Here is an 18,820-nt window from a genome sequence, read left to right as displayed (position 1 = left end):
ACTTCTGGAAGGCTCTTTTTTAGATAAGAAGAGTTGTTTCTTCAAATAAAGAGTCGTACTTTTGTAGGCATAATCATTAACATACTATCATTCGATGAATTTTGTAGAAGAATTAAAATGGCGTGGAATGGTGCACGATATGATGCCCGGCACGGAAGAGTTATTGGCTAAAGAGCAGGTTACTGCGTACTTGGGAATTGACCCAACAGCCGATTCGTTACACATTGGACACTTATGCGGCGTGATGATGTTACGACACTTCCAACGTTGCGGTCATAAGCCGTTAGCTCTCATTGGAGGCGCAACCGGGATGATTGGTGATCCATCGGGTAAATCGGCAGAAAGAAATTTGCTGGATGAAGAGACCTTGCGTCACAATCAGGCATGCATTAAAAAGCAGTTGGCTAAGTTTCTCGATTTTGAGTCGGATGCTACCAATAAAGCCGAGTTGGTGAATAACTACGATTGGATGAAAGATTTTACATTTCTTGATTTTGCCAGAGAAGTAGGTAAGCATATTACGGTAAACTACATGATGGCTAAAGATTCTGTTAAGAAAAGACTAAACGGTGAATCGAGAGACGGACTTTCATTCACTGAATTTACTTATCAACTGTTGCAAGGGTATGATTTTCTTCATTTGAATGAAACTAAAGGTTGTAAGTTGCAGATGGGTGGCTCTGATCAATGGGGTAACATTACTACGGGGACTGAATTGATTCGTCGTACAAATGGTGGTGAGGCTTATGCGCTGACCTGTCCGCTTATAACTAAAGCAGATGGAGGGAAGTTTGGTAAAACAGAATCGGGTAATGTGTGGCTCGATGCACGATATACATCTCCTTATAAATTTTATCAGTTCTGGCTCAATGTAAGTGATGATGATGCGGCGCGGTACATCAAGATTTTCACTTCGCTTAGTAAAGATGAAATAGACCAATTGATTACTGAACATGCTGAAGCTCCCCATTTGCGTACATTGCAAAAACGTTTGGCTAAAGAAGTAACCATCATGGTTCATTCTGAAGAAGACTACAATGCAGCCGTGGAAGCTTCGGATATTTTGTTTGGCAATGCAACCTCAGCTGCTTTGAAGAAACTTGATGAGGATACTTTATTGGCTGTGTTTGAAGGTGTACCCCGTTTTGAAGTAGCCAAATCAGTATTAGACGAAGGCGTTAAAGCGGTTGACCTTTTTGTTGACAATGCAGCCGTGTTTGCGTCGAAAGGAGAAATGAGAAAGCTGGTGCAAGGTGGTGGAGTATCTTTGAATAAAGAAAAACTGTCAGCTTTCGATCAGGTAATTACTTCTGCAGACCTGTTGGATAGCAAATACTTACTAGTGCAACGTGGTAAGAAAAACTATTTCCTTATCATAGCAAAATAAAAAAATGCGGCTGAATATTTGCATATTTAGCCGCATTGTCTTATCTTTGCATCGCTTTTTGAAAGAAAGCCCATTGCTTGTCCTATGGTGTAATGGTAGCACAACAGTTTTTGGTTCTGTTTGTCTAAGTTCGAATCTTGGTAGGACAACCAAATAAGCCTTGAAAGAGAAATCTTTCGAGGCTTATTTGGTTTTAGTTAGTTTCTTAATGTCTCGGAACTTGCGATTCCTTATCATGAGTTTGTTAAACAAATCAAATCCTACCCCATTACAGTCAAAAAAGACACATAATAGGAATTAGATTATTCTTTTTTGATGGTTTCTTTTGTTATCTTTGCATTGTGTGCGCAAACGATACAACAATTAATAATATAAAGTAGTATGAAAACGAACTATGAGATCCGTTATGCTGCGCATCCAGAGGATGCAAAAAGCTATGACACCAAGAGAATTCGCAGAGACTTTCTCATTGAAACAGTCTTTTCAGTTAATGAAGTAAATATGGTTTATTCCATGTACGACCGTATGGTAGTAGGTGGTGCTATGCCCGTTGGAGAAGTGCTGATGCTTGAAGCTATTGATCCTTTGAAAGCTCCGTTTTTTCTTACTCGCCGTGAAATCGGTATATTTAATGTCGGAGGCCCCGGTGTAGTAAAAGTGGGAGACGCGGTTTTTGAACTTGATTATAAAGAAGCACTTTACATTGGATCGGGTAATAGAGAGGTTACTTTTGAAAGTAAAAACGCACAAAATCCAGCTAAATTTTACTTCAACTCAACAACTGCACATAGAAATTACCCAGATAAGAAAGTCACTAAAAAAGATGCAGTAGTAGCTGAAATGGGTTCATTAGAGGGCTCTAATCATCGCAATATTAATAAAATGTTGGTGAATCAGGTATTGCCTACCTGCCAGTTACAGATGGGAATGACCGAACTGGCTCCCGGTAGCGTGTGGAATACAATGCCAGCCCATGTACATTCTCGCAGAATGGAAGCCTATTTTTATTTTGAAGTGCCTGCTGACCACTCCGTTTGTCACTTCATGGGAGAAGTTGATGAAACTCGTCACCTATGGATGAAAGGTGATCAGGCGGTACTATCACCAGAATGGTCAATCCACTCTGCTGCAGCAACTCATAACTATACTTTCATTTGGGGTATGGGTGGTGAGAATCTCGATTACGGTGATCAGGACTTCTCTTTGATTACTGATTTGAAATAACATTGGGTCTTAAATAAGTAAACAGATAAAACGAAATGGTAAATTTTTCATTAGAAGGTAAGATCGCACTTGTAACAGGTGCTTCTTACGGCATTGGTTTTTCTATTGCAACCGGATTTGCTAAAGCAGGGGCAACAATTGTGTTTAATGATATTAAACAAGAATTGGTAGACAAAGGTGTTGCGGCTTATGCGGCAGAAGGAATCAAAGCACACGGTTACGTTTGTGACGTAACTGATGAAGCCGGAGTTAACACCATGGTAGCTCAAATTGAGAAGGAAGTTGGTGTTATTGATATCTTAGTTAATAACGCAGGTATTATCAAACGTATTCCAATGATTGAAATGAGTGCGGCCGATTTCCGTCAGGTAATTGATATTGATCTTAATGGTCCTTTCATCGTATCAAAAGCAGTACTTCCTTCAATGATCAAAAAAGGCCATGGCAAGATTATCAATATTTGCTCAATGATGAGTGAACTTGGTCGTGAAACTGTTTCTGCCTATGCTGCGGCTAAAGGTGGTTTGAAAATGTTAACACGTAATATTGCGTCAGAATATGGTGAATATAATATTCAGTGTAACGGTATTGGCCCGGGTTATATTGCTACACCACAAACGGCTCCTTTGAGGGAGGTACAGGCTGATGGTTCTCGTCATCCGTTCGATTCGTTTATTATTGCCAAAACGCCGGCTGCCCGTTGGGGTACTCCTGAAGATTTGATGGGACCAGCTGTGTTCCTTGCATCAGACGCTTCAAACTTTGTAAACGGTCATGTGCTCTATGTTGACGGTGGTATTTTAGCTTATATTGGTAAACAGCCTAAATAATCACAACAAGTTGAGCATGAAAAAACTTATATATTTACTAGTTGCAGGATTTCTTATTGCATCGTGTGCCGAGAGTAAAACGGTAACGGTGACGGTAACAAATTCAACTTCTTCCGATCGCATGAACGAGATGGTTGAAGTAGCTATGAATGAGGTAGCAAGTAAGTTGAAACTGGCAGATACGGCTCAAATTGTAGTACTTGATGCGGATGGACAACAAGTACCGTATCAAATTACTTATGATGAGAAAATTATTTTTCAAGTCAGCGTAAAGGGCAATGGGACGGCTGCCTACACCATACAATCTGGTACTCCCGATGTGTTTAATGTTAAGGCTTGCGGTAAATATTATCCTGAACGTTTGGATGATGTAGCTTGGGAAAATGATTTAGTGGCGTTTCGTACTTATGGACCCGCACTGCAAGCGAAAGGTGAACAAGCATTTGGCTATGATGTGTGGACTAAACGCGATACAACTGATCCGGTTGTAGAAGCTCGTTATGCTATGGAGTTAAATCCGGAGACTCTTGCAAAGATTGATAGCCTTACCAAAACGAATCCTGAAGCTGCTAAGGAGCTTCGTGCTGCGACTTCTTATCACGTAGATCATGGTAACGGTCTTGATTGTTATAAAGTAGGTCCTACTTTAGGTGGTGGAACTGCCGCTTTAATGGTAGGAGATACTATTATTTACCCGTATTGCTATAAAACACAAGAAATCCTTGACAATGGCCCCTTGCGTTTTACTGTGAAATTAGTTTATAATCCGCTTACAGTAAAAGGTGATGCATCTGTTGTTGAAACGCGTGTTATTACTTTGGATTCAGGTTCTCATATGAATAAAACAGTTGTTTCTTATTCAAATCTGAAAGAATCAATTTCGGTAGCAGTAGGTATCGTGTTGCACGAACCAAATGGTGAAGTGTTAGCTAATGCACAAAAAGGATACATCACTTATGTTGATCCTACTGATAATATAAATAATAACAACGGTAAGATATTTGTGGGTGCTGCTTTTCCTGCTAATGTAAAAGAAGCTAAATCAGTTCTTTTTTCTGCTAAAGAAAAAGAGCAGAGAGGCGGAGCCGATGGTCATGTACTTGCTATTAGTGATTACATCCCTGGTTCAGATTATACTTACTACTGGGGAGCTGCATGGAGTAAGGCAAATATCAAAGATGCTGCTCAATGGAATGAATATTTAGCAAACTTTACTGTAAAAATACGTAATCCGTTAACTGTTACTATTAAATAATTTTGAATGTAATTAGAATCTACATTTATATGGTAATGCAGGCACATTTCTTTTATGGAAAGTGCCTGCATTTTTTATGCCTTATTCTGACTAGATGATTATTTAGCTGTAAAAAAGTACCTTTCTCCTGCTTTTGTTTCTATATCGTAAACGTATAGCTTTTTAGTTTCTGGCCGACCTATACAATTTTCTTTGTTTGCAAGAGGCTCTTTTATTGTTTGTGGCTTAAGCAAGATATTCTCCGATGTAGTATGGGTTACTTGATTTAGCTCCCTTCCATTCAATAATAAGGGTACTGCAGTTCTTAAATGGAGTATGCCTCCTATGGAAGAATATATTTCTGCTTTGTGCAGACTACCATTTTTCCAATTCAGCTCGTTCAAAATAAACCCTCCTCTGCATCGTAACCCTTTGACTATCCCTTTGTCCCAAGCATCGGGTAAAGCAGGTAATAAGTGTACAGCACCAGCATGACTTTGTACCAACATTTCAGCTATACCTGCTGTACATCCAAAATTACCGTCAATTTGAAAGGGTGGGTGTGCATCGAAAAGATTGGGATAAGTACCACCGTTTTGACCCGATTCCTCTGTTGTTGGATGTAATTGTTCGGTAATCAATTTATAGGCGTGATTACCATCTTCCAATCGTGCCCAGAAACATACTTTCCATCCCATAGACCATCCTGTTGAATGATCTCCACGGGCCTTTAGCGTCTCTTTAGCTGCATTAATCAACTCTGGATACTGATAATAAGTGATTTGTCTGCCTGGATATAATCCCCATAAATGTGACGTATGCCGATGTTTGTCGGATGGGCTATCCCAATCGTCCATCCATTCTTGTAATTGTCCCCAGCGTCCAATTTGCATGGGAGCAAGATTAGTTAGTATGTTTTTTAGACTATCTGTAAAAGTTGTTGTTTCTTTGAGTAAGTTGGCGGCTTCTAGTGTGTTACTGAATAGGTCATGTATCATTTGATTGTCCATAGTAGCCCCTGCTACAATAACGAAATCCCTTTTCCCATTTACAGTAGGTTTGTTTTCGGGTGAATATGAAGGCGCTACTACAAGCCAATTATTTCGAGGTTCTCTGATAAGAAAATCGAGGAAAAATTCACATGCTCCTTTCATTATGGGATATGCTTCTTTGAGGTAGTCGCTATCTCCTGAGAATAAATATCGGTCCCATAGATGCTGGCAAAACCAAGCATTACAGGTTGGCCATATTCCGTATGCTGGACCATCGACAGCTCCTGTTGAACGCCAGATATCAGTGTTATGATGTAATGTCCATCCTCTACAGCCATACATGGCTGCACTCTCTTTTCCTTTATCAGCTGTTTCTTTGATTAGCTTTATAAATGGTTCATGCATTTCTGATAAATTGGTTACCTCAGCCGGCCAATAGTTCATTTCAACATTGATATCAGTAGTGTATTTTCCATCCCATGGCGCTCTGAGTTTATAATTCCAAATTCCTTGTAAATTAGCAGCTTGCCCTCCTGGTTGTGAGCTGCAAATCAGCAGATAACGTCCAAATTGGAAATACAGTGCGCTCATTTGAGGATCAAATTGAGTACTGAACTCTTTCACTCTCACATCGGTGGGCTTCAATGCTTGTTCATTGTTCCCTAAATCAAGAGATACTCTGTTGAACAAATTAGAGTAAAAGCGAGTATGTTCTTTTTTCGCTTTTTCAAATGGCTTGTACGAATTTTGCATATAGTTTCGGGCAGAAATAAGTGAATTACCCGATACATCTTTGTAATTAACAAAGTTTGTTCCGATTGAGACATATAAGATTACGCTATTAGCATTTTTGATGGTAACTAACGAATCTCCAACCATTGTTTTCTTTCCTCCATCGTGTTCTATTCGAGTGAGAGCAGTGAATCGCACTTTACCTTCTATGCCTTCGTGGTCATTTGCTTTTCCGTCAAGTTGTAACTCTTGATTTGATGAAATACTTTTCTTTATGTCCATTGGTTTGTATGGACTTGTATATCGTGCCGAAAAAGAGATTTTTCCTTTTTGAGAGGCGTTTAACTTGATGACAAGCAGTTGATCAGTGAAAGAAGTAAAAGCTTCGCGGGTATAGGTCACATGATTTACTGTGAAGCGAGTAGTAGCTATTGCCTGTTCAATATCAAGATCGCGATAATAATTTGTAGCGTTTTCCATGCCTTCAAAGTCTAAGTGTAATGACCCTACTGTTTGATAAGGCATTCCGTTAGCTGATTGCGAACAAATGGTTGGTCCACACAATTCTTGGGCTTCTTTATTCTTTCCTTCAAATATAAGTTGACGTATTTTTGGCAAAGCCTCTTTGGCTTTTGGATTCGTATTGTTGTGTGGTGATCCTCCCCAAATTGTTTCTTCGTTTAGTTGAAATTCTTCCCTTGAAGGATCTCCAAATACCATGGCACCTAGGCGACCATTACCTAGTGGTAATGCCTCTACCCAACGGGTAGCGGGCTGATTATACCATAGTTTCCATTCGTTCTCATTTTTTTGTGCTTGTATGAATGTACATACTAGCAGTAGTAATCCTGCGAAATTCCATTTTTTATTCATATTCTTTTTGTGATATTGATTTAAAGTGCAAGGTACACTTTTTAATTTTACCAAAGAATACCATCTTGTTACAGACAAAAAAATGCCACTATTTCTAATAAATAATCCTCCTTTTAGCTTTAGTATTATAGCTAAAAGGAGGAATGATGCAGCGTCGCTAAATCTGATTTTATTTAACTTTGATGCTACAGCCAATGGCCTTGGTGAAATCTACAGGAACTTTTTGCCCTGATAGCAAAGCCTCAACAACATTAGCGACATAATGGGTTTTAACAGCTGAAGAGTCCTCGTAGTTGTCATCAATAGCACCTATGTATTTAACAATGTTGCCTTTTGCTGTTTTTTGAAGGACATAAACGTGAGGTGTGCGTGTCGCTCCATAAAGTGGGTATATTTTCTGTCCCTCGTCAAGTAAATATGGGAAAGTAAAGCCGGCTTCTTGGGCACGCTTTTGCATCTCTTCGAAGCCATCAGCAGGAACTGCAACTGGATCATTGGGATTAATTGCTATAACTGGGTAGCCTTTGGTTTTATACTTTTTGTCAAGTGCAACTAACCTTTCCTCATAGGCTTTCGCATAAGGGCAATGATTGCAGGTAAACACAATGATAAATCCTTTTGCATTTGAAAAATCAGATAAAGATACATATTTGTTATCTACATTCTTTAGTTTGAAATCAGTGGCAGAATCACCAACCTTATATCCTTGTGCCTGCAAACCTGCTAAAGCACACAATATGAATACGATAAAAAGAATATTACGTTTCATGGGGTTAAAAATTTAGTTGTTAATAATTCAAGTTCATTGTAAGTAAATGTTTTTTCGTTGAATTCCCTTTTATTGCCCTTAACAATAAGTGTAGCCGGCAAGGAGCCGCTCCATTGGGGATTTATTTTGTTTATCCAGCTATTTGCATCAGGGTCGCTTAGTAGAATGACTGATGATTTTAACTGATGTTTTTTTATGAATGGTATAACTTGTGTGGTTATTTTTGATTTAAAGTCCATGCTGATAAGTATCACTTTTACTTTTTGATCAGCAAAATCTTTCCCAATCTGTTCAAAGTGGGGGAGTTCCTTAATACAGGGTACGCAGTATGTAGCCCAAAAATTAAAAATGTAAGTTGTGTCATTTGACTCTGCAGGATGAAGCATTGGCTCTAGCTGAGTATAGTTGTAAACGGGAATGCTTATATCATGATGATGAACAACCTGCTGAGCTTGTGCTGATATAGGAATTAAGAAGATACAGCATATTAATACCTTCAAATAAAAAGTTATGCATTTATTCATATTTCTATCTGCTAGTTATTACTAATAACAAAGTAGATCATTGAAATTGTTGTGCTATACTACTTAAAAGAAATTAATTTTTCTAGATTAATCAGGATTAGCTCCTGAATTATTAGGATATCCAGCTGCTTCAATATTCCTAACTAGTCCACTATATTTGGCTCTTTTAACTGCACTTCCTTTGAATAATTTGCGATATGTTTCTTCACTTAGGTTGTGCCATTCTTCTCTAGTCATTTGCATGAATTCTGGTGCTGGTTGTAATTCGGTTGTTTGACAAGGAATTGCGAAACGTGTCCATGGACAAACACGCTGACATTCATCGCAACCATAGATTCGATTTCCCATTTTTTTACGCAATTCAATAGGGATGTCTTCTCTACTTTCGATAGTAACATAGGAAAGGCATTTTCTTGCATCTAGTTTATGAGGAGCTTCAAAAGCCTGAGTCGGACAAGCTTGTTGGCAGCGGTTGCAGTTTCCGCAACGATCTTTCAGTGGAGTATCATATGCCAATTCAATATCGATGAAAAGTTCTCCCAAAAAGAATGATGATCCGGCTTTAGGAATAATAAGTTGAGTATTCTTTCCGATCCATCCTAGTCCGGCGCGCCATGCCCAGTAGCGGTCCAAAACCGGCGCAGTATCACAGAATACTCTTCCATTGACAATGGCTATTTCTCGGTTAATGTACTCCATTAATTCATTCATCTTTTTACGCATGATATCGTGGTAGTCTTTACCGTAGGCATACCATGCAAACTGGTACTGAGAGTCATCAAGTAGTTGTTGCGGATAATAATTCAGTGCTACCGAAACAATGCTTTTTGTACCTTCAACGAGTAAGTTAGGATCACTGCGCTTCTCAAGGTTATTGGCCATATAATCCATACTACCTTGATAACCGTTAACTAGCCATTCTTTGAGGAACATTTTGTTTTCTGCATTTATTTCTTCAGCGGGGGCAATGCCGCAAGCAGAAAAGCCGAGGCGCAAGGCTTCGGCTTTTATCATGTTGCTGTAACTGATCTTTGCTTCTACAGAAAATGATTGTTTTTGATTGAAATTATTATGCGTCATAAAAGCTTGAATTCATAGCCTTCTTCTAACAAAAACTCTATAGATCTGGGTAATGCATACTGTATGTTTTCCCAAGACTTAATTGAATCGTGGAATGTAATAATGGAGCCATTACGTGCGTATCGCATTACATTAGCTAGTACTTGCGGACCGCGTAGTTTCTTACTATAATCACGTGTTACCAAATCCCACATTACTATTTTATAACGATGCTTCAGAGCCATGTATTGCATCCAGCGCATGTGACCATGAGGAGGACGAAACAAATCTGTCTTCAATAATTCGTTTGCTTTCTCAGCATTAGCCATATAATTTGGAGTCAGAAATTCGAATCCACGGATATGGTTAAATGTGTGATTTCCAATACGATGGCCTCTTTCAACTACCATTTTATATTCTTCCGGATGTTTTCGTACGTTGTCGCCCACCATAAAAAAGGTTGCTTTTATCTGGTATTTATCCAGCAAGTCAAGCACCCAAGGAGTTATTTCGGGAATGGGCCCATCATCGAAGGTCAGATATACCGCCTTCTCGTTTGGGTCCATTCGCCATAATGCTTGAGGATACAATGCCCGGATAAATCGGGGTGGTTGTTCTATAAACATTTTATTGTTGTGCTTTGGTTCTGGAAGCGTACATACTATAGAGCTCTTCAAGCTTGCCAGCGTAGTGAGACGCTTGTTTTGACTTATATTTCTCCATTATCTTAATTTCCTCATCAAGCAAATAAATATGATACATAAACTCTTGACCTGATATAGTCAGTTGCTGATTACTCATACTTAGATACCATATAAGATATTCCATTGACTTATTTGCCAATGCATCCATAATCTTATCTCCTTTTGCTTTTTGCCCCAACAAATAATAGGCTTCAGCCATACTTTGAGCACTGTTTTGGTAATCATAAGGAACATTAGATGCAGGAATCATTTTTTCGCAATATTCTAATGCTTTGAGTGCTTTGTCTTTTTTACCTTCTTTCAGCAATTGTGTTATTAACTGAGTAAAGATACGACGGTGTGTGTAACACATACGCATGGTGTTCTCATCAATATAAATACCTGCTTTGTTTATTCCACCGAATTTAAACTTATTCATTAGGTTGTCGTACATCTTTTCACTGTCAATAGTTGCTCCCAATGCTTGTGCATCAAAGGGGGTGAAACGATATGCCAAACCTTCTTGAACAAAATGATTATCCATATTCAAGCGATTTTCTCCTCCAACAGTGATAGCCATATATATAGGACGTTCCCAATTGGCGTTGGCAAGCATTTCGAGCATCATTAATTCACTTTTATAAAGTGCGCGTTTACCTTTTAATGAGATGTGCATGTATTCGGGTATTGAATCTCCCAATGCTTCAGGTATTGTCATTCCTGAACGTTTTACTGCTTCCTTGTCAATTTTAACAACAATACTATCAGTTGGTATAACACGCAGTCCTTCTTTATCAGAACGCACCCAATATTTAAGGATGTTTTTTAGTTCGTAAGGGTTGTCGCCAAACTCTTTGCGGACGTCTATTTTTGATTCAGGATTACTGCTGGAATCAGCTTGAGCGTACAATGCGTCAATCTGATTTTTTATTTCCGGACGAATAGAAATGTATTCGTTGGTTCCTTCTACATATTCAACTCGATCCCAGGTAATTGGTAAAGACGGAGAATCATAAGCGGGTCGTTTCATTTGGTCAATATACCAATCTGTTTGCAAGTAACTCAAATTACATGTTCGTGCATCTGTACGGAATCCTTCCGTTTCTTGATTGTACCATAACGGGAATGTATCGTTATCTCCATTTGTAAATATGATAGGATTACCGCTTTCCTGTAATGACATCAAATAGTTTTGTCCAAAATCGCGACAAACGTATCTGTCTGACCGATCGTGATCATCCCATGTTTGTCCTGCCATCTGAATGGGAACCATTAAACATGCAACAGAAGTTATAATGGCTGCCGGAAGCTCCTTCATCTTTCCATATTCTTGTAGTAGACGCACTATACCGGCAACTCCCATACCTACCCAAATAGCGAAGGCATAGAAGGAGGCGGCATATGCATAGTCGCGTTCACGAGGCTGACTAGGCGTTTGGTTCAGGTAAAGAACAATAGCAATACCTGTCATAAAGAATAAGAAAAATACAACCCAGAATTGCTGAACGCCTCTCTGGCCACGATACGCCTGCCACAAAAGACCAATGATACCTAGCAGAAGAGGAAGACAATAAAATACATTGTGCCCTTTGTTATTTTTCAAATCTTGTGGCATTAAGTCTTGGTTGCCAACAAGCAAGTTGTCTATAAATTTAAAACCTGTAATCCAGTTACCATGCTCAATCTCGCCACTTCCCTGAATGTCATTTTGTCTACCGGCAAAATTCCACATGAAATAGCGCCAATACATGAAATTAAGTTGATAGGAGAAGAAGAACTTTATATTTTCCCACTGATTGGGCATATTGACCATCACCATCTCTCCACATTGATCATAGGCTACATCATAGCCCTTGATATCCATCCATTGTTTGTATTGATTGGCATGTTGGCTGCTATACATACGTGGAAATATCATGTTCTGTGCATACTCATATTCCACGCGGCCGGGAATCTCAACGTATGAGTCTTTTTCTTCAGCTGATTTCTTTTCTTTTCGTACATATTTGGTTGTGCTTTCAGCTTCGCGGGGAACACAATAACCATCCTCTTTGTCAAGAGCTACGCGTGAAGAGAAAGCTGGTCCGTAAAATAATGGCCGGGTACCGTATTGTTCACGTCCCAGGTATTCTCCTAACGTAAAAATGTCTTCAGGAGAATTCTGATCCATCGGCGTGTTGGCTGTAGAACGTATAACAATCAGTGCATACGATGAATATCCAATCATGATCATCATGATGCTTAACAAAGCGGTATTCATGGTTCGTGAGCTAATCTGATATTTTGTATTGAGCTTGCTGGCAAACAAATAGGCTGCTAAGGCTGCAAGAACTACCAATCCAATGAGAATGCTACTAATTCCATGCCCGTAAAAAGGAATGCCAAGCAGTGCTACGGTTAAGAGAAAAGAAAGATTCATGCGTTTACGACTTCTTTCAGTGTAACTTTCGTAAACACCCCATATAATTGCTGCTGCGAGAATTATGATATAGAAAATAACGCCTGTGTTAAATGGCATTCCCATGCTATTGACAAAAAGCAATTCAAACCATCCACCCACTTTTACTACTCCGGGTACAATTCCATAAAGAACTGCAGCTACCAATAGGCCAGATCCAAGTAATGCTAAAAGACTTCCTTTGGCATTGGCTTGAGGATTCTTTTTGTAATAATATACTAGTACAATGGCAGGTAAGCAAAGTAAATTAAGTAAGTGCACACCAATGCTTAAACCAGTGAGATAAGCTATTAATATAATCCAACGATCAGAATGAGGTTGGTCGGCCACATCTTCCCATTTCAAAATAAGCCAGAAGACCAGGGCTGTGAACAGAGATGAAAAAGCATACACTTCACCTTCTACGGCACTAAACCAAAACGTGTCGCTGAATGTGTATACCAATGCTCCTACTAACCCTGAACCTATGATTGTTATTAATTGGCTGGTAGTAATATTTTCTTCGTCTTTAACTACTAGTTTACGAACCAGATGGGTAATACTCCAAAAAAGGAAAAGTATACAGGCAGCGCTCATAAGAGCACTCATGTAATTAACCATCTTGGCTACTTGGGCAGGATCACTGACAAACTGAGTGAATAAGTTGGCTGTGAGCATGAAAAAGGGGGCGCCGGGCGGGTGTCCCACTTCAAGCTTGTAGCCTGTAGTAATAAACTCGGGACAATCCCAAAAACTTGCAGTTGGCTCTATTGTTAGGCAATAGACAGTTGCAGCGATCAAGAATGTAATCCATCCCGCTAGGTTATTGACGGTTTTGTACTGTTTCATTAAACTGAAGATGTTTGTTAATTAACATGTTACAAGTGGCAAAGATAGTGATTTAAGTGAACAATGAACAATGATGCGTAAAGAATTAGGTGTTTCATTGTCTAATTAAGAAACTCTAACTTCTCAGTGTTCGTGTTTTCCAAGCACTCGATGCGGTAATGTGCCATGTCCCACAATCTCTATCGGACAATGAAAATTACGTTCTAGCCACTCGGTTGTAATTCCGGTATCGGGATGATAATCTACTGTTTCATTCACACAAGCAATAGACTTTACATTCTGAAGAACGGTACCAATATCATGGCTTACCAGAATGATAGCACATTCTTGATTAATTTCATTGAGCAATTCATATAGACGGGCTTCAAACTGTTTATCAATATATGTACTGGGCTCATCTAAGATAACTAACTGGGGATCTGAGACAATGGCTCTGCCTAATAATGCACGTTGTAACTGTCCACCACTTAATTGACCGATGGCTCTTTTTTCAAGACCTTGTAATCCCATTCGTTTAACGACTGTGTGTACTTTGGCATGATGTTCACGGCTAAATTTACCGATAAGTGCTTTTTTTCCACTTAAACCTGATAATATAACCTCTTCTACGGAAATGGGGAACTTTCGGTCAATGCTGTTATACTGAGGTAGATACCCCATGGTAATTGATTCTGCAGGCTGGCCATTTCTGTAAAACTGTATATTTCCCATAACAGGTTTGATCAGTCCCAATATGGTTTTTATTAAAGTTGTTTTACCACCACCATTGGGGCCAATGATACCCAAAAAATCTTTCTCATAGATTGATAGATTGACATCGCGTAATACTGTCCGATTCTCGTAAGCAGCAGACAACGACTCAATCTGAATCATGATTGGCTGATTTTCGTTCATTTGCATAATGAATTAGCAATGTGAATCATTTCTTTTTCCCAATTGTACGACAAAGGATTAACATCTACGATGTTGGTATTTGTCTGTTTGGCAATTATTTCAGCATTGCGACGGTCAAACTCTGGCTGTACAAATATAATTCGCACCTCTTCTTCCTTGCAAATTTCTATTAAATCACGTAGATGTGCAGGTGAGGGTTCTTTACCTTCTTCTTCGATGCAGATTTGATGCAACCCGTAGTCACGTGCAAAGTAGGAAAGAGCCGGATGATAAATCATGAAAGCATGATCGGCTTTACGTGTTTGGAAGATGTTATTAATAACACTATCAGTACGGTTGATTACTTTGCATAATGAGTCATAACGATGCAAGTAGTAATTTTCATTTGTCTTATCGAGTGTTATTAGCGCTTGAAAAGTATTCTTTGCAATAATGCGGGCATTTGAAATAGAATTCCAAATATGAGGATCTACTCCTCCTGCATGGAAATGATCACCGTGATTATGACCTTCTCCATGAATCAGTTCTACTCCTTTCGAAGTGTCAAAAATTTGCATGTGTGGCGCATTGTCGGTAAGTCTATCCATCCACGATTGCTCAAATCCAATATGCCCTATCCTTAGGTAAGCTTCACTTTTACTCAACCGGGTAAGCTGCTGTGGAGCAGGGTCGTAAGTTTCCGGGCTACTTCCTTTGGGCACCATACTCTCTACCAGAAATTTATCTCCGGCTATGGCTTCTGTGAAGTAACGTTGAGGCTCCATTGTTACCATGATTAAACGTTTATTTTCTTCTTTTTGTGAAGACTTACCGTTGCATGCCGATAAAAGAACCAGCAACAATACATAAAAAAGTGTTAGATATCTTTTCATCACTTTAGTTGTTATTATTCTGAGGCTACTAAAATTTTGTAGCTCTTAATATTTCTCGTTTTCCCTCGGGGGGGCCAGGCAGACGCTCAACTATAAAACCAACCGACTGTAACATACGACGCACCATCCCTTTTGCACAATACGTAGTTAGAACTCCCCCTTTGTTCATATTAACATATAAAAGCTTGAATAGTTGATCGTTCCACATTTCAGGTTGTTTTTCTGGAGCAAATGCATCAAAATAAATTAAGTCGAACGGCCCCTTTTCTTTAAGTCCGATAACAAAATCATCCTTGGTAAAATCAACCTCCCATTTGTATAAGTGGAATTTTTCTTTTATCGCAACTTGTTTGTTCCACTCACAGATATGCAAGGCTCGAAAATCGGCCTCTTCGCTGTAATTAAGTGCTTTTACCGTTTCCCACGAAAGAGGGTAAAGTTCTATGCTATAATAGTTTACCTTTTTTTGCTTTTCTTCAGCCGTACGCAGTGTAAGATAAGCATTCAATCCTGTGCCAAATCCTATTTCCAAGACTTTAATAGTATCTTGTTTGCATTGATTGAATCCCATCTCAAGGAAAATGTGCCGGGATTCAGTCTCCGCACCTTTAATAGAATGATAATGTTCATCCATCTCGGTTATATATAAAGTCTTACTTCCGTCGGCAGTAACTTCGGTTTTTCTTTGATATGTTATTTGATCTTTACACATTATTGTTCACCAAGCTAAATAAACATTTCGTATGCACTATTCAGGATATATAATATAACGAGGTAACGTACAAGTTTACCAATAAACATTGAAGCAACGGTCAGCCATACATTGCTTCGCATATAGCCCAATGCGATTGATATAACTTCTCCGAAAAAGGGTAAAAAGGCAAAGAATGCCATCAGTGCACCTTTTCCATGAAGGAATTGCTGCATCTTGTCAATCTTTTCTTTTTTAACTTTCATATATTTCTCTATCCATTCAATTTTACCTAAATGGCCTAACAGATAACACGTCATTCCACCGACTGTATTTCCTGTTGTTGCGGCAATGATACAGCCTATAGGGTTAAGACCAGCGTGAATTACTGCAAAAAGAACAAGCTCAGAACTGAATGGTAAAACGCTACCGGCTAACAGAGCAGATATAAATAACCCGCTGTACCCCCAATCGATTAGTATTTGTGTAACACTGTCTATAATAGCATCCATGTATTCAAAATGTATAGTGCAACCATTGCTATTGATGTAAAGATGAAAAACAGATTTGAAAGTCTGTTGTTTGTCAATGCGAACAAATGTCCGGCTAATATGCTTGACCCCGTAAGTAACAAGGATAATAGGCACAAGAAATGCGATGGCTGGAGAAGAATAAATATGAAAATAAAAAAATTCAGAAGAATAAAGAAACGCAAATATGATCGAGTGCGTATTTTATCTTGGTAACTAGTGGCAAAACTATTAATAGAGCTTACCACATAAAGCAGAAACATAAAACCTGTAACAATCACGTTGGTAAGTGGAACTTCTTTATAATTTACTGGCTGAAAAGTAATCATGTCATGAAATGGTTTGTAAAACAGGCTCATTTCATTATGGTAGTAAGCATGCCCTAATAGAAACCAGAAAGGAAGACTCCAGCCAATGATAGCGGCAAAAAAGCTTCTTATATTCAAAGACTGAAAGTTGTATGCACTAATGAACCAAACGGGAATAAAGAATGTGAGTTGTGGGAAAGCAAGACTTCCTATTCCAAGAAATGCGAATGAATGAAAGATCTGTGCCGATGAATAGTGATTCTGGTAGCTCTTAAACAAAAAATAAATAGAAATGAGTGTTGCAAGAGCTGCTATATCGCCGGCATGAAATTGATGTAAGCCTGGTATAACAGCTGTAAATAAGAAATAAAATGAAGTTTGCACAGAGGCCCGCATGCGTATAATACCAAATGCATTATTAAGAATAATCAGCGAATATCCTATAAAAGCAAAAATAAATAAGCTTAAAGCCAAAGCTATGTTTTCAGAAAGGTGGTTAACCTTCAGATAACTTAATAAGGAGTATTCAGCTTCTGGTTTTGGTAAATCAGGCAACAGAATAGATGTCATTGTCCAGCAGACAATGGATATAATAATGGCGACGGGTAAGGTAAACCTTCCCGCCGTCACTCTTTTTTGTAGATAGTTTTTTCTCACTATAAATCGAATCCGATGTCGCGTCGGTAGTTTTTCTTTTCAAAACTAATCATATCAGCTACTTTGTAGCATTTTTCCAAGGCTTCTTCTTTTGAATCCCCATAAGAAGAGATAGCAATAACACGACCACCATCAGTTACAATGCGTCCCTCTTTTACAGTTGTTCCAGCATGGAAAAGTAAGCTGTCTGTTGTTTCGGCCAAGTTGAATCCAGTTATCGGGTATCCTTTGCGGTACTCTTCGGGATATCCACCACTTACCAGCATAACACAAGCCGCTGTGCGAGGGTCAATAATTAGTTCTTTCGTATCAAGATTTACCCGGTATACGCCTTCGAACAAGTCAATGATGTCACTTTGTATTCTTAACATGACACTCTCTGTTTCAGGATCACCCATGCGAACATTATATTCTATCACCATGGGTTCGCCTTCCACGTTGATCAGTCCGATAAAGATGAAGCCTTTATAAAGAATGCCTTCTTCCCTCAGACCATCAATAGTAGGTTCGATGATGCGTTCGCGAACTTTCTCCATGAAGACTTCATCGGCAAATGGTACAGGAGAAACACTGCCCATGCCTCCGGTATTAAGTCCTTTGTCTCCTTCGCCAATTCGTTTGTAGTCTTTAGCTACGGGTAATATTTTATAATGTTCACTATCAGTCAGAACAAATACAGAACACTCGATGCCACTTAAAAATTCCTCAATAACAACGGTATTACTTGCTTGTCCAAACATGCCACTTAACATGTTTTGTAGTTCACTTTTAGCTTCCTCCAGTGTTGACAGGATAAGTACCCCCTTGCCGGCGCAAAGTCCGTCTGCTTTGAGTACATACGGAGCAGTCAATGTTTCCAGAAACTCGAATCCTTCTTCAAGCGTTTCTGTAGTAATACTTTTATAACGGGCCGTAGGGATGTTATGACGTTCCATGAATCCTTTGGCAAACTCTTTGCTGCCTTCTAGTTGTGCTCCCTTCATAGAAGGACCTATTATCGCAATGTGTTGCAAGGCTATGTCTCCTTTAAAGAAATCAAATATTCCTTGTACCAACGGATCTTCGGGACCCACTACAATCATATTGACCTCCCTTTCAAGGGCAAAAACCTTCAATGCTTCGAAGTCGGTTGCTTTAATGTTAACGTTTTCTCCAACCGTTGCTGTTCCCGCGTTTCCAGGTGCAATGTAGAGCTTCTTCACTCTGGGGCTTTGGGCTATTTTCCATGCCATTGCATGTTCCCTACCTCCTGAACCTAATAATAACACTTTCATA

The 18,820-nt window shown here is 39.1% G+C and carries 16 protein-coding genes and 1 tRNA gene; 5 read left to right on the top strand and 12 right to left on the bottom strand.

Annotation, left to right across the window (positions count from 1 at the left end; translation table 11 throughout):
• Positions 1-94 precede the first annotated feature (94 nt).
• The 5 genes from tyrS (at position 95) to C511_RS0100715 (ending at position 4,696) form a co-directional block, all read left to right on the top strand.
• Positions 95-1,387: a tyrosine--tRNA ligase gene (gene tyrS / locus C511_RS0100735; protein ID WP_024995974.1), complete on the top strand. Its 1,293-nt coding sequence runs from the start codon at positions 95-97 to the stop codon at positions 1,385-1,387.
• 78 nt (positions 1,388-1,465) lie between these two features.
• Positions 1,466-1,539 (top strand) — tRNA-Gln (locus tag C511_RS0100730).
• 229 nt (positions 1,540-1,768) lie between these two features.
• Positions 1,769-2,611: a 5-dehydro-4-deoxy-D-glucuronate isomerase gene (kduI, locus tag C511_RS0100725; RefSeq protein ID WP_024995975.1), complete on the top strand. Its 843-nt coding sequence runs from the start codon at positions 1,769-1,771 to the stop codon at positions 2,609-2,611.
• Positions 2,612-2,646: 35 nt separating this feature from the next.
• Positions 2,647-3,441, top strand: a complete 795-nt coding sequence (locus C511_RS0100720) for a gluconate 5-dehydrogenase (protein WP_027317648.1) — start codon at positions 2,647-2,649, stop codon at positions 3,439-3,441.
• 16 nt (positions 3,442-3,457) lie between these two features.
• The gene (locus C511_RS0100715; RefSeq protein ID WP_024995976.1) at positions 3,458-4,696 is read left to right on the top strand and encodes a DUF4861 domain-containing protein; all 1,239 of its coding nucleotides are present in this window, start codon (positions 3,458-3,460) and stop codon (positions 4,694-4,696) included.
• Positions 4,697-4,794: 98 nt separating this feature from the next.
• Here the strand turns inward: C511_RS0100715 and C511_RS0100710 are convergent, their stop codons facing one another.
• From C511_RS0100710 to purD, 12 genes are all read right to left on the bottom strand, one after another.
• Positions 4,795-7,272 (bottom strand): glycoside hydrolase family 95 protein, encoded by a 2,478-nt coding sequence (locus tag C511_RS0100710; protein ID WP_024995977.1) that lies wholly within the window; start codon positions 7,270-7,272, stop codon positions 4,795-4,797.
• Positions 7,273-7,441: 169 nt separating this feature from the next.
• On the bottom strand, positions 7,442-8,041 hold the full coding sequence (locus C511_RS0100705; protein ID WP_024995978.1) for a thioredoxin family protein: 600 nt from the start codon (positions 8,039-8,041) through the stop codon (positions 7,442-7,444).
• On the bottom strand, positions 8,038-8,565 hold the full coding sequence (locus C511_RS0100700; protein ID WP_024995979.1) for a TlpA disulfide reductase family protein: 528 nt from the start codon (positions 8,563-8,565) through the stop codon (positions 8,038-8,040). Before C511_RS0100700 ends, C511_RS0100705 begins: the two co-directional genes overlap by 4 nt.
• A gap of 87 nt (positions 8,566-8,652) precedes the next feature.
• Positions 8,653-9,645: a tRNA epoxyqueuosine(34) reductase QueG gene (gene queG, locus C511_RS15945; RefSeq protein ID WP_024995980.1), complete on the bottom strand. Its 993-nt coding sequence runs from the start codon at positions 9,643-9,645 to the stop codon at positions 8,653-8,655.
• Positions 9,642-10,250 (bottom strand): polysaccharide deacetylase family protein, encoded by a 609-nt coding sequence (locus C511_RS0100690; protein ID WP_027317647.1) that lies wholly within the window; start codon positions 10,248-10,250, stop codon positions 9,642-9,644. The genes queG and C511_RS0100690 overlap by 4 nt, the downstream gene beginning before the upstream one ends.
• A gap of 1 nt (position 10,251) precedes the next feature.
• Positions 10,252-13,593: a glycosyltransferase family 117 protein gene (locus tag C511_RS0100685; protein ID WP_024995981.1), complete on the bottom strand. Its 3,342-nt coding sequence runs from the start codon at positions 13,591-13,593 to the stop codon at positions 10,252-10,254.
• Between the two features lie 123 nt (positions 13,594-13,716).
• On the bottom strand, positions 13,717-14,466 hold the full coding sequence (locus C511_RS0100680) for a metal ABC transporter ATP-binding protein (protein ID WP_226992454.1): 750 nt from the start codon (positions 14,464-14,466) through the stop codon (positions 13,717-13,719).
• Positions 14,467-14,483: 17 nt separating this feature from the next.
• Entirely contained in the window at positions 14,484-15,359 is an 876-nt protein-coding gene (locus tag C511_RS0100675; protein WP_024995983.1) for a metal ABC transporter solute-binding protein, Zn/Mn family, read from the bottom strand.
• 28 nt (positions 15,360-15,387) lie between these two features.
• A complete protein-coding gene (gene mnmD / locus C511_RS0100670; protein ID WP_244877215.1) occupies positions 15,388-15,993 on the bottom strand; it encodes a tRNA (5-methylaminomethyl-2-thiouridine)(34)-methyltransferase MnmD in 606 nt (201 codons plus the stop codon).
• Positions 15,994-16,085: 92 nt separating this feature from the next.
• Positions 16,086-16,562 carry a YqaA family protein gene (locus C511_RS0100665; RefSeq protein WP_024995984.1) on the bottom strand — a complete coding sequence of 159 codons (477 nt, stop codon included), beginning with the start codon at positions 16,560-16,562 and terminating at the stop codon, positions 16,086-16,088.
• Positions 16,547-17,545, bottom strand: coding sequence for a hypothetical protein (locus C511_RS0100660; RefSeq protein ID WP_024995985.1), 999 nt, complete (start codon positions 17,543-17,545; stop codon positions 16,547-16,549). Before C511_RS0100660 ends, C511_RS0100665 begins: the two co-directional genes overlap by 16 nt.
• Positions 17,545-18,819, bottom strand: a complete 1,275-nt coding sequence (purD, locus tag C511_RS0100655; RefSeq protein WP_024995986.1) for a phosphoribosylamine--glycine ligase — start codon at positions 18,817-18,819, stop codon at positions 17,545-17,547. The genes C511_RS0100660 and purD overlap by 1 nt, the downstream gene beginning before the upstream one ends.
• Between the last annotated feature and the right edge of the window lies 1 nt (position 18,820).

The organism is Bacteroides graminisolvens DSM 19988 = JCM 15093 (genome assembly GCF_000428125.1).
GTDB lineage: Bacteria > Bacteroidota > Bacteroidia > Bacteroidales > Bacteroidaceae > Bacteroides > Bacteroides graminisolvens.
This window is presented reverse-complemented; position numbering and strand designations above follow the sequence as displayed.

What these genes read in the sequence shown, in the direction of transcription:
- tyrS (WP_024995974.1), top strand. Translation starts at nt 95, where the DNA reads ATGAATTTTGTAGAAGAATTAAAATGGCGTGGAATGGTGCACGATATG.
- kduI (WP_024995975.1), top strand. Translation starts at nt 1,769, where the DNA reads ATGAAAACGAACTATGAGATCCGTTATGCTGCGCATCCAGAGGATGCA.
- C511_RS0100720 (WP_027317648.1), top strand. Translation starts at nt 2,647, where the DNA reads ATGGTAAATTTTTCATTAGAAGGTAAGATCGCACTTGTAACAGGTGCT.
- C511_RS0100715 (WP_024995976.1), top strand. Translation starts at nt 3,458, where the DNA reads ATGAAAAAACTTATATATTTACTAGTTGCAGGATTTCTTATTGCATCG.
- C511_RS0100710 (WP_024995977.1), bottom strand. Translation starts at nt 7,272, where the DNA reads ATGAATAAAAAATGGAATTTCGCAGGATTACTACTGCTAGTATGTACA.
- C511_RS0100705 (WP_024995978.1), bottom strand. Translation starts at nt 8,041, where the DNA reads ATGAAACGTAATATTCTTTTTATCGTATTCATATTGTGTGCTTTAGCA.
- C511_RS0100700 (WP_024995979.1), bottom strand. Translation starts at nt 8,565, where the DNA reads ATGAATAAATGCATAACTTTTTATTTGAAGGTATTAATATGCTGTATC.
- queG (WP_024995980.1), bottom strand. Translation starts at nt 9,645, where the DNA reads ATGACGCATAATAATTTCAATCAAAAACAATCATTTTCTGTAGAAGCA.
- C511_RS0100690 (WP_027317647.1), bottom strand. Translation starts at nt 10,250, where the DNA reads ATGTTTATAGAACAACCACCCCGATTTATCCGGGCATTGTATCCTCAA.
- C511_RS0100685 (WP_024995981.1), bottom strand. Translation starts at nt 13,593, where the DNA reads ATGAAACAGTACAAAACCGTCAATAACCTAGCGGGATGGATTACATTC.
- C511_RS0100680 (WP_226992454.1), bottom strand. Translation starts at nt 14,466, where the DNA reads ATGATTCAGATTGAGTCGTTGTCTGCTGCTTACGAGAATCGGACAGTA.
- C511_RS0100675 (WP_024995983.1), bottom strand. Translation starts at nt 15,359, where the DNA reads ATGAAAAGATATCTAACACTTTTTTATGTATTGTTGCTGGTTCTTTTA.
- mnmD (WP_244877215.1), bottom strand. Translation starts at nt 15,993, where the DNA reads ATGGATGAACATTATCATTCTATTAAAGGTGCGGAGACTGAATCCCGG.
- C511_RS0100665 (WP_024995984.1), bottom strand. Translation starts at nt 16,562, where the DNA reads ATGGATGCTATTATAGACAGTGTTACACAAATACTAATCGATTGGGGG.
- purD (WP_024995986.1), bottom strand. Translation starts at nt 18,819, where the DNA reads ATGAAAGTGTTATTATTAGGTTCAGGAGGTAGGGAACATGCAATGGCA.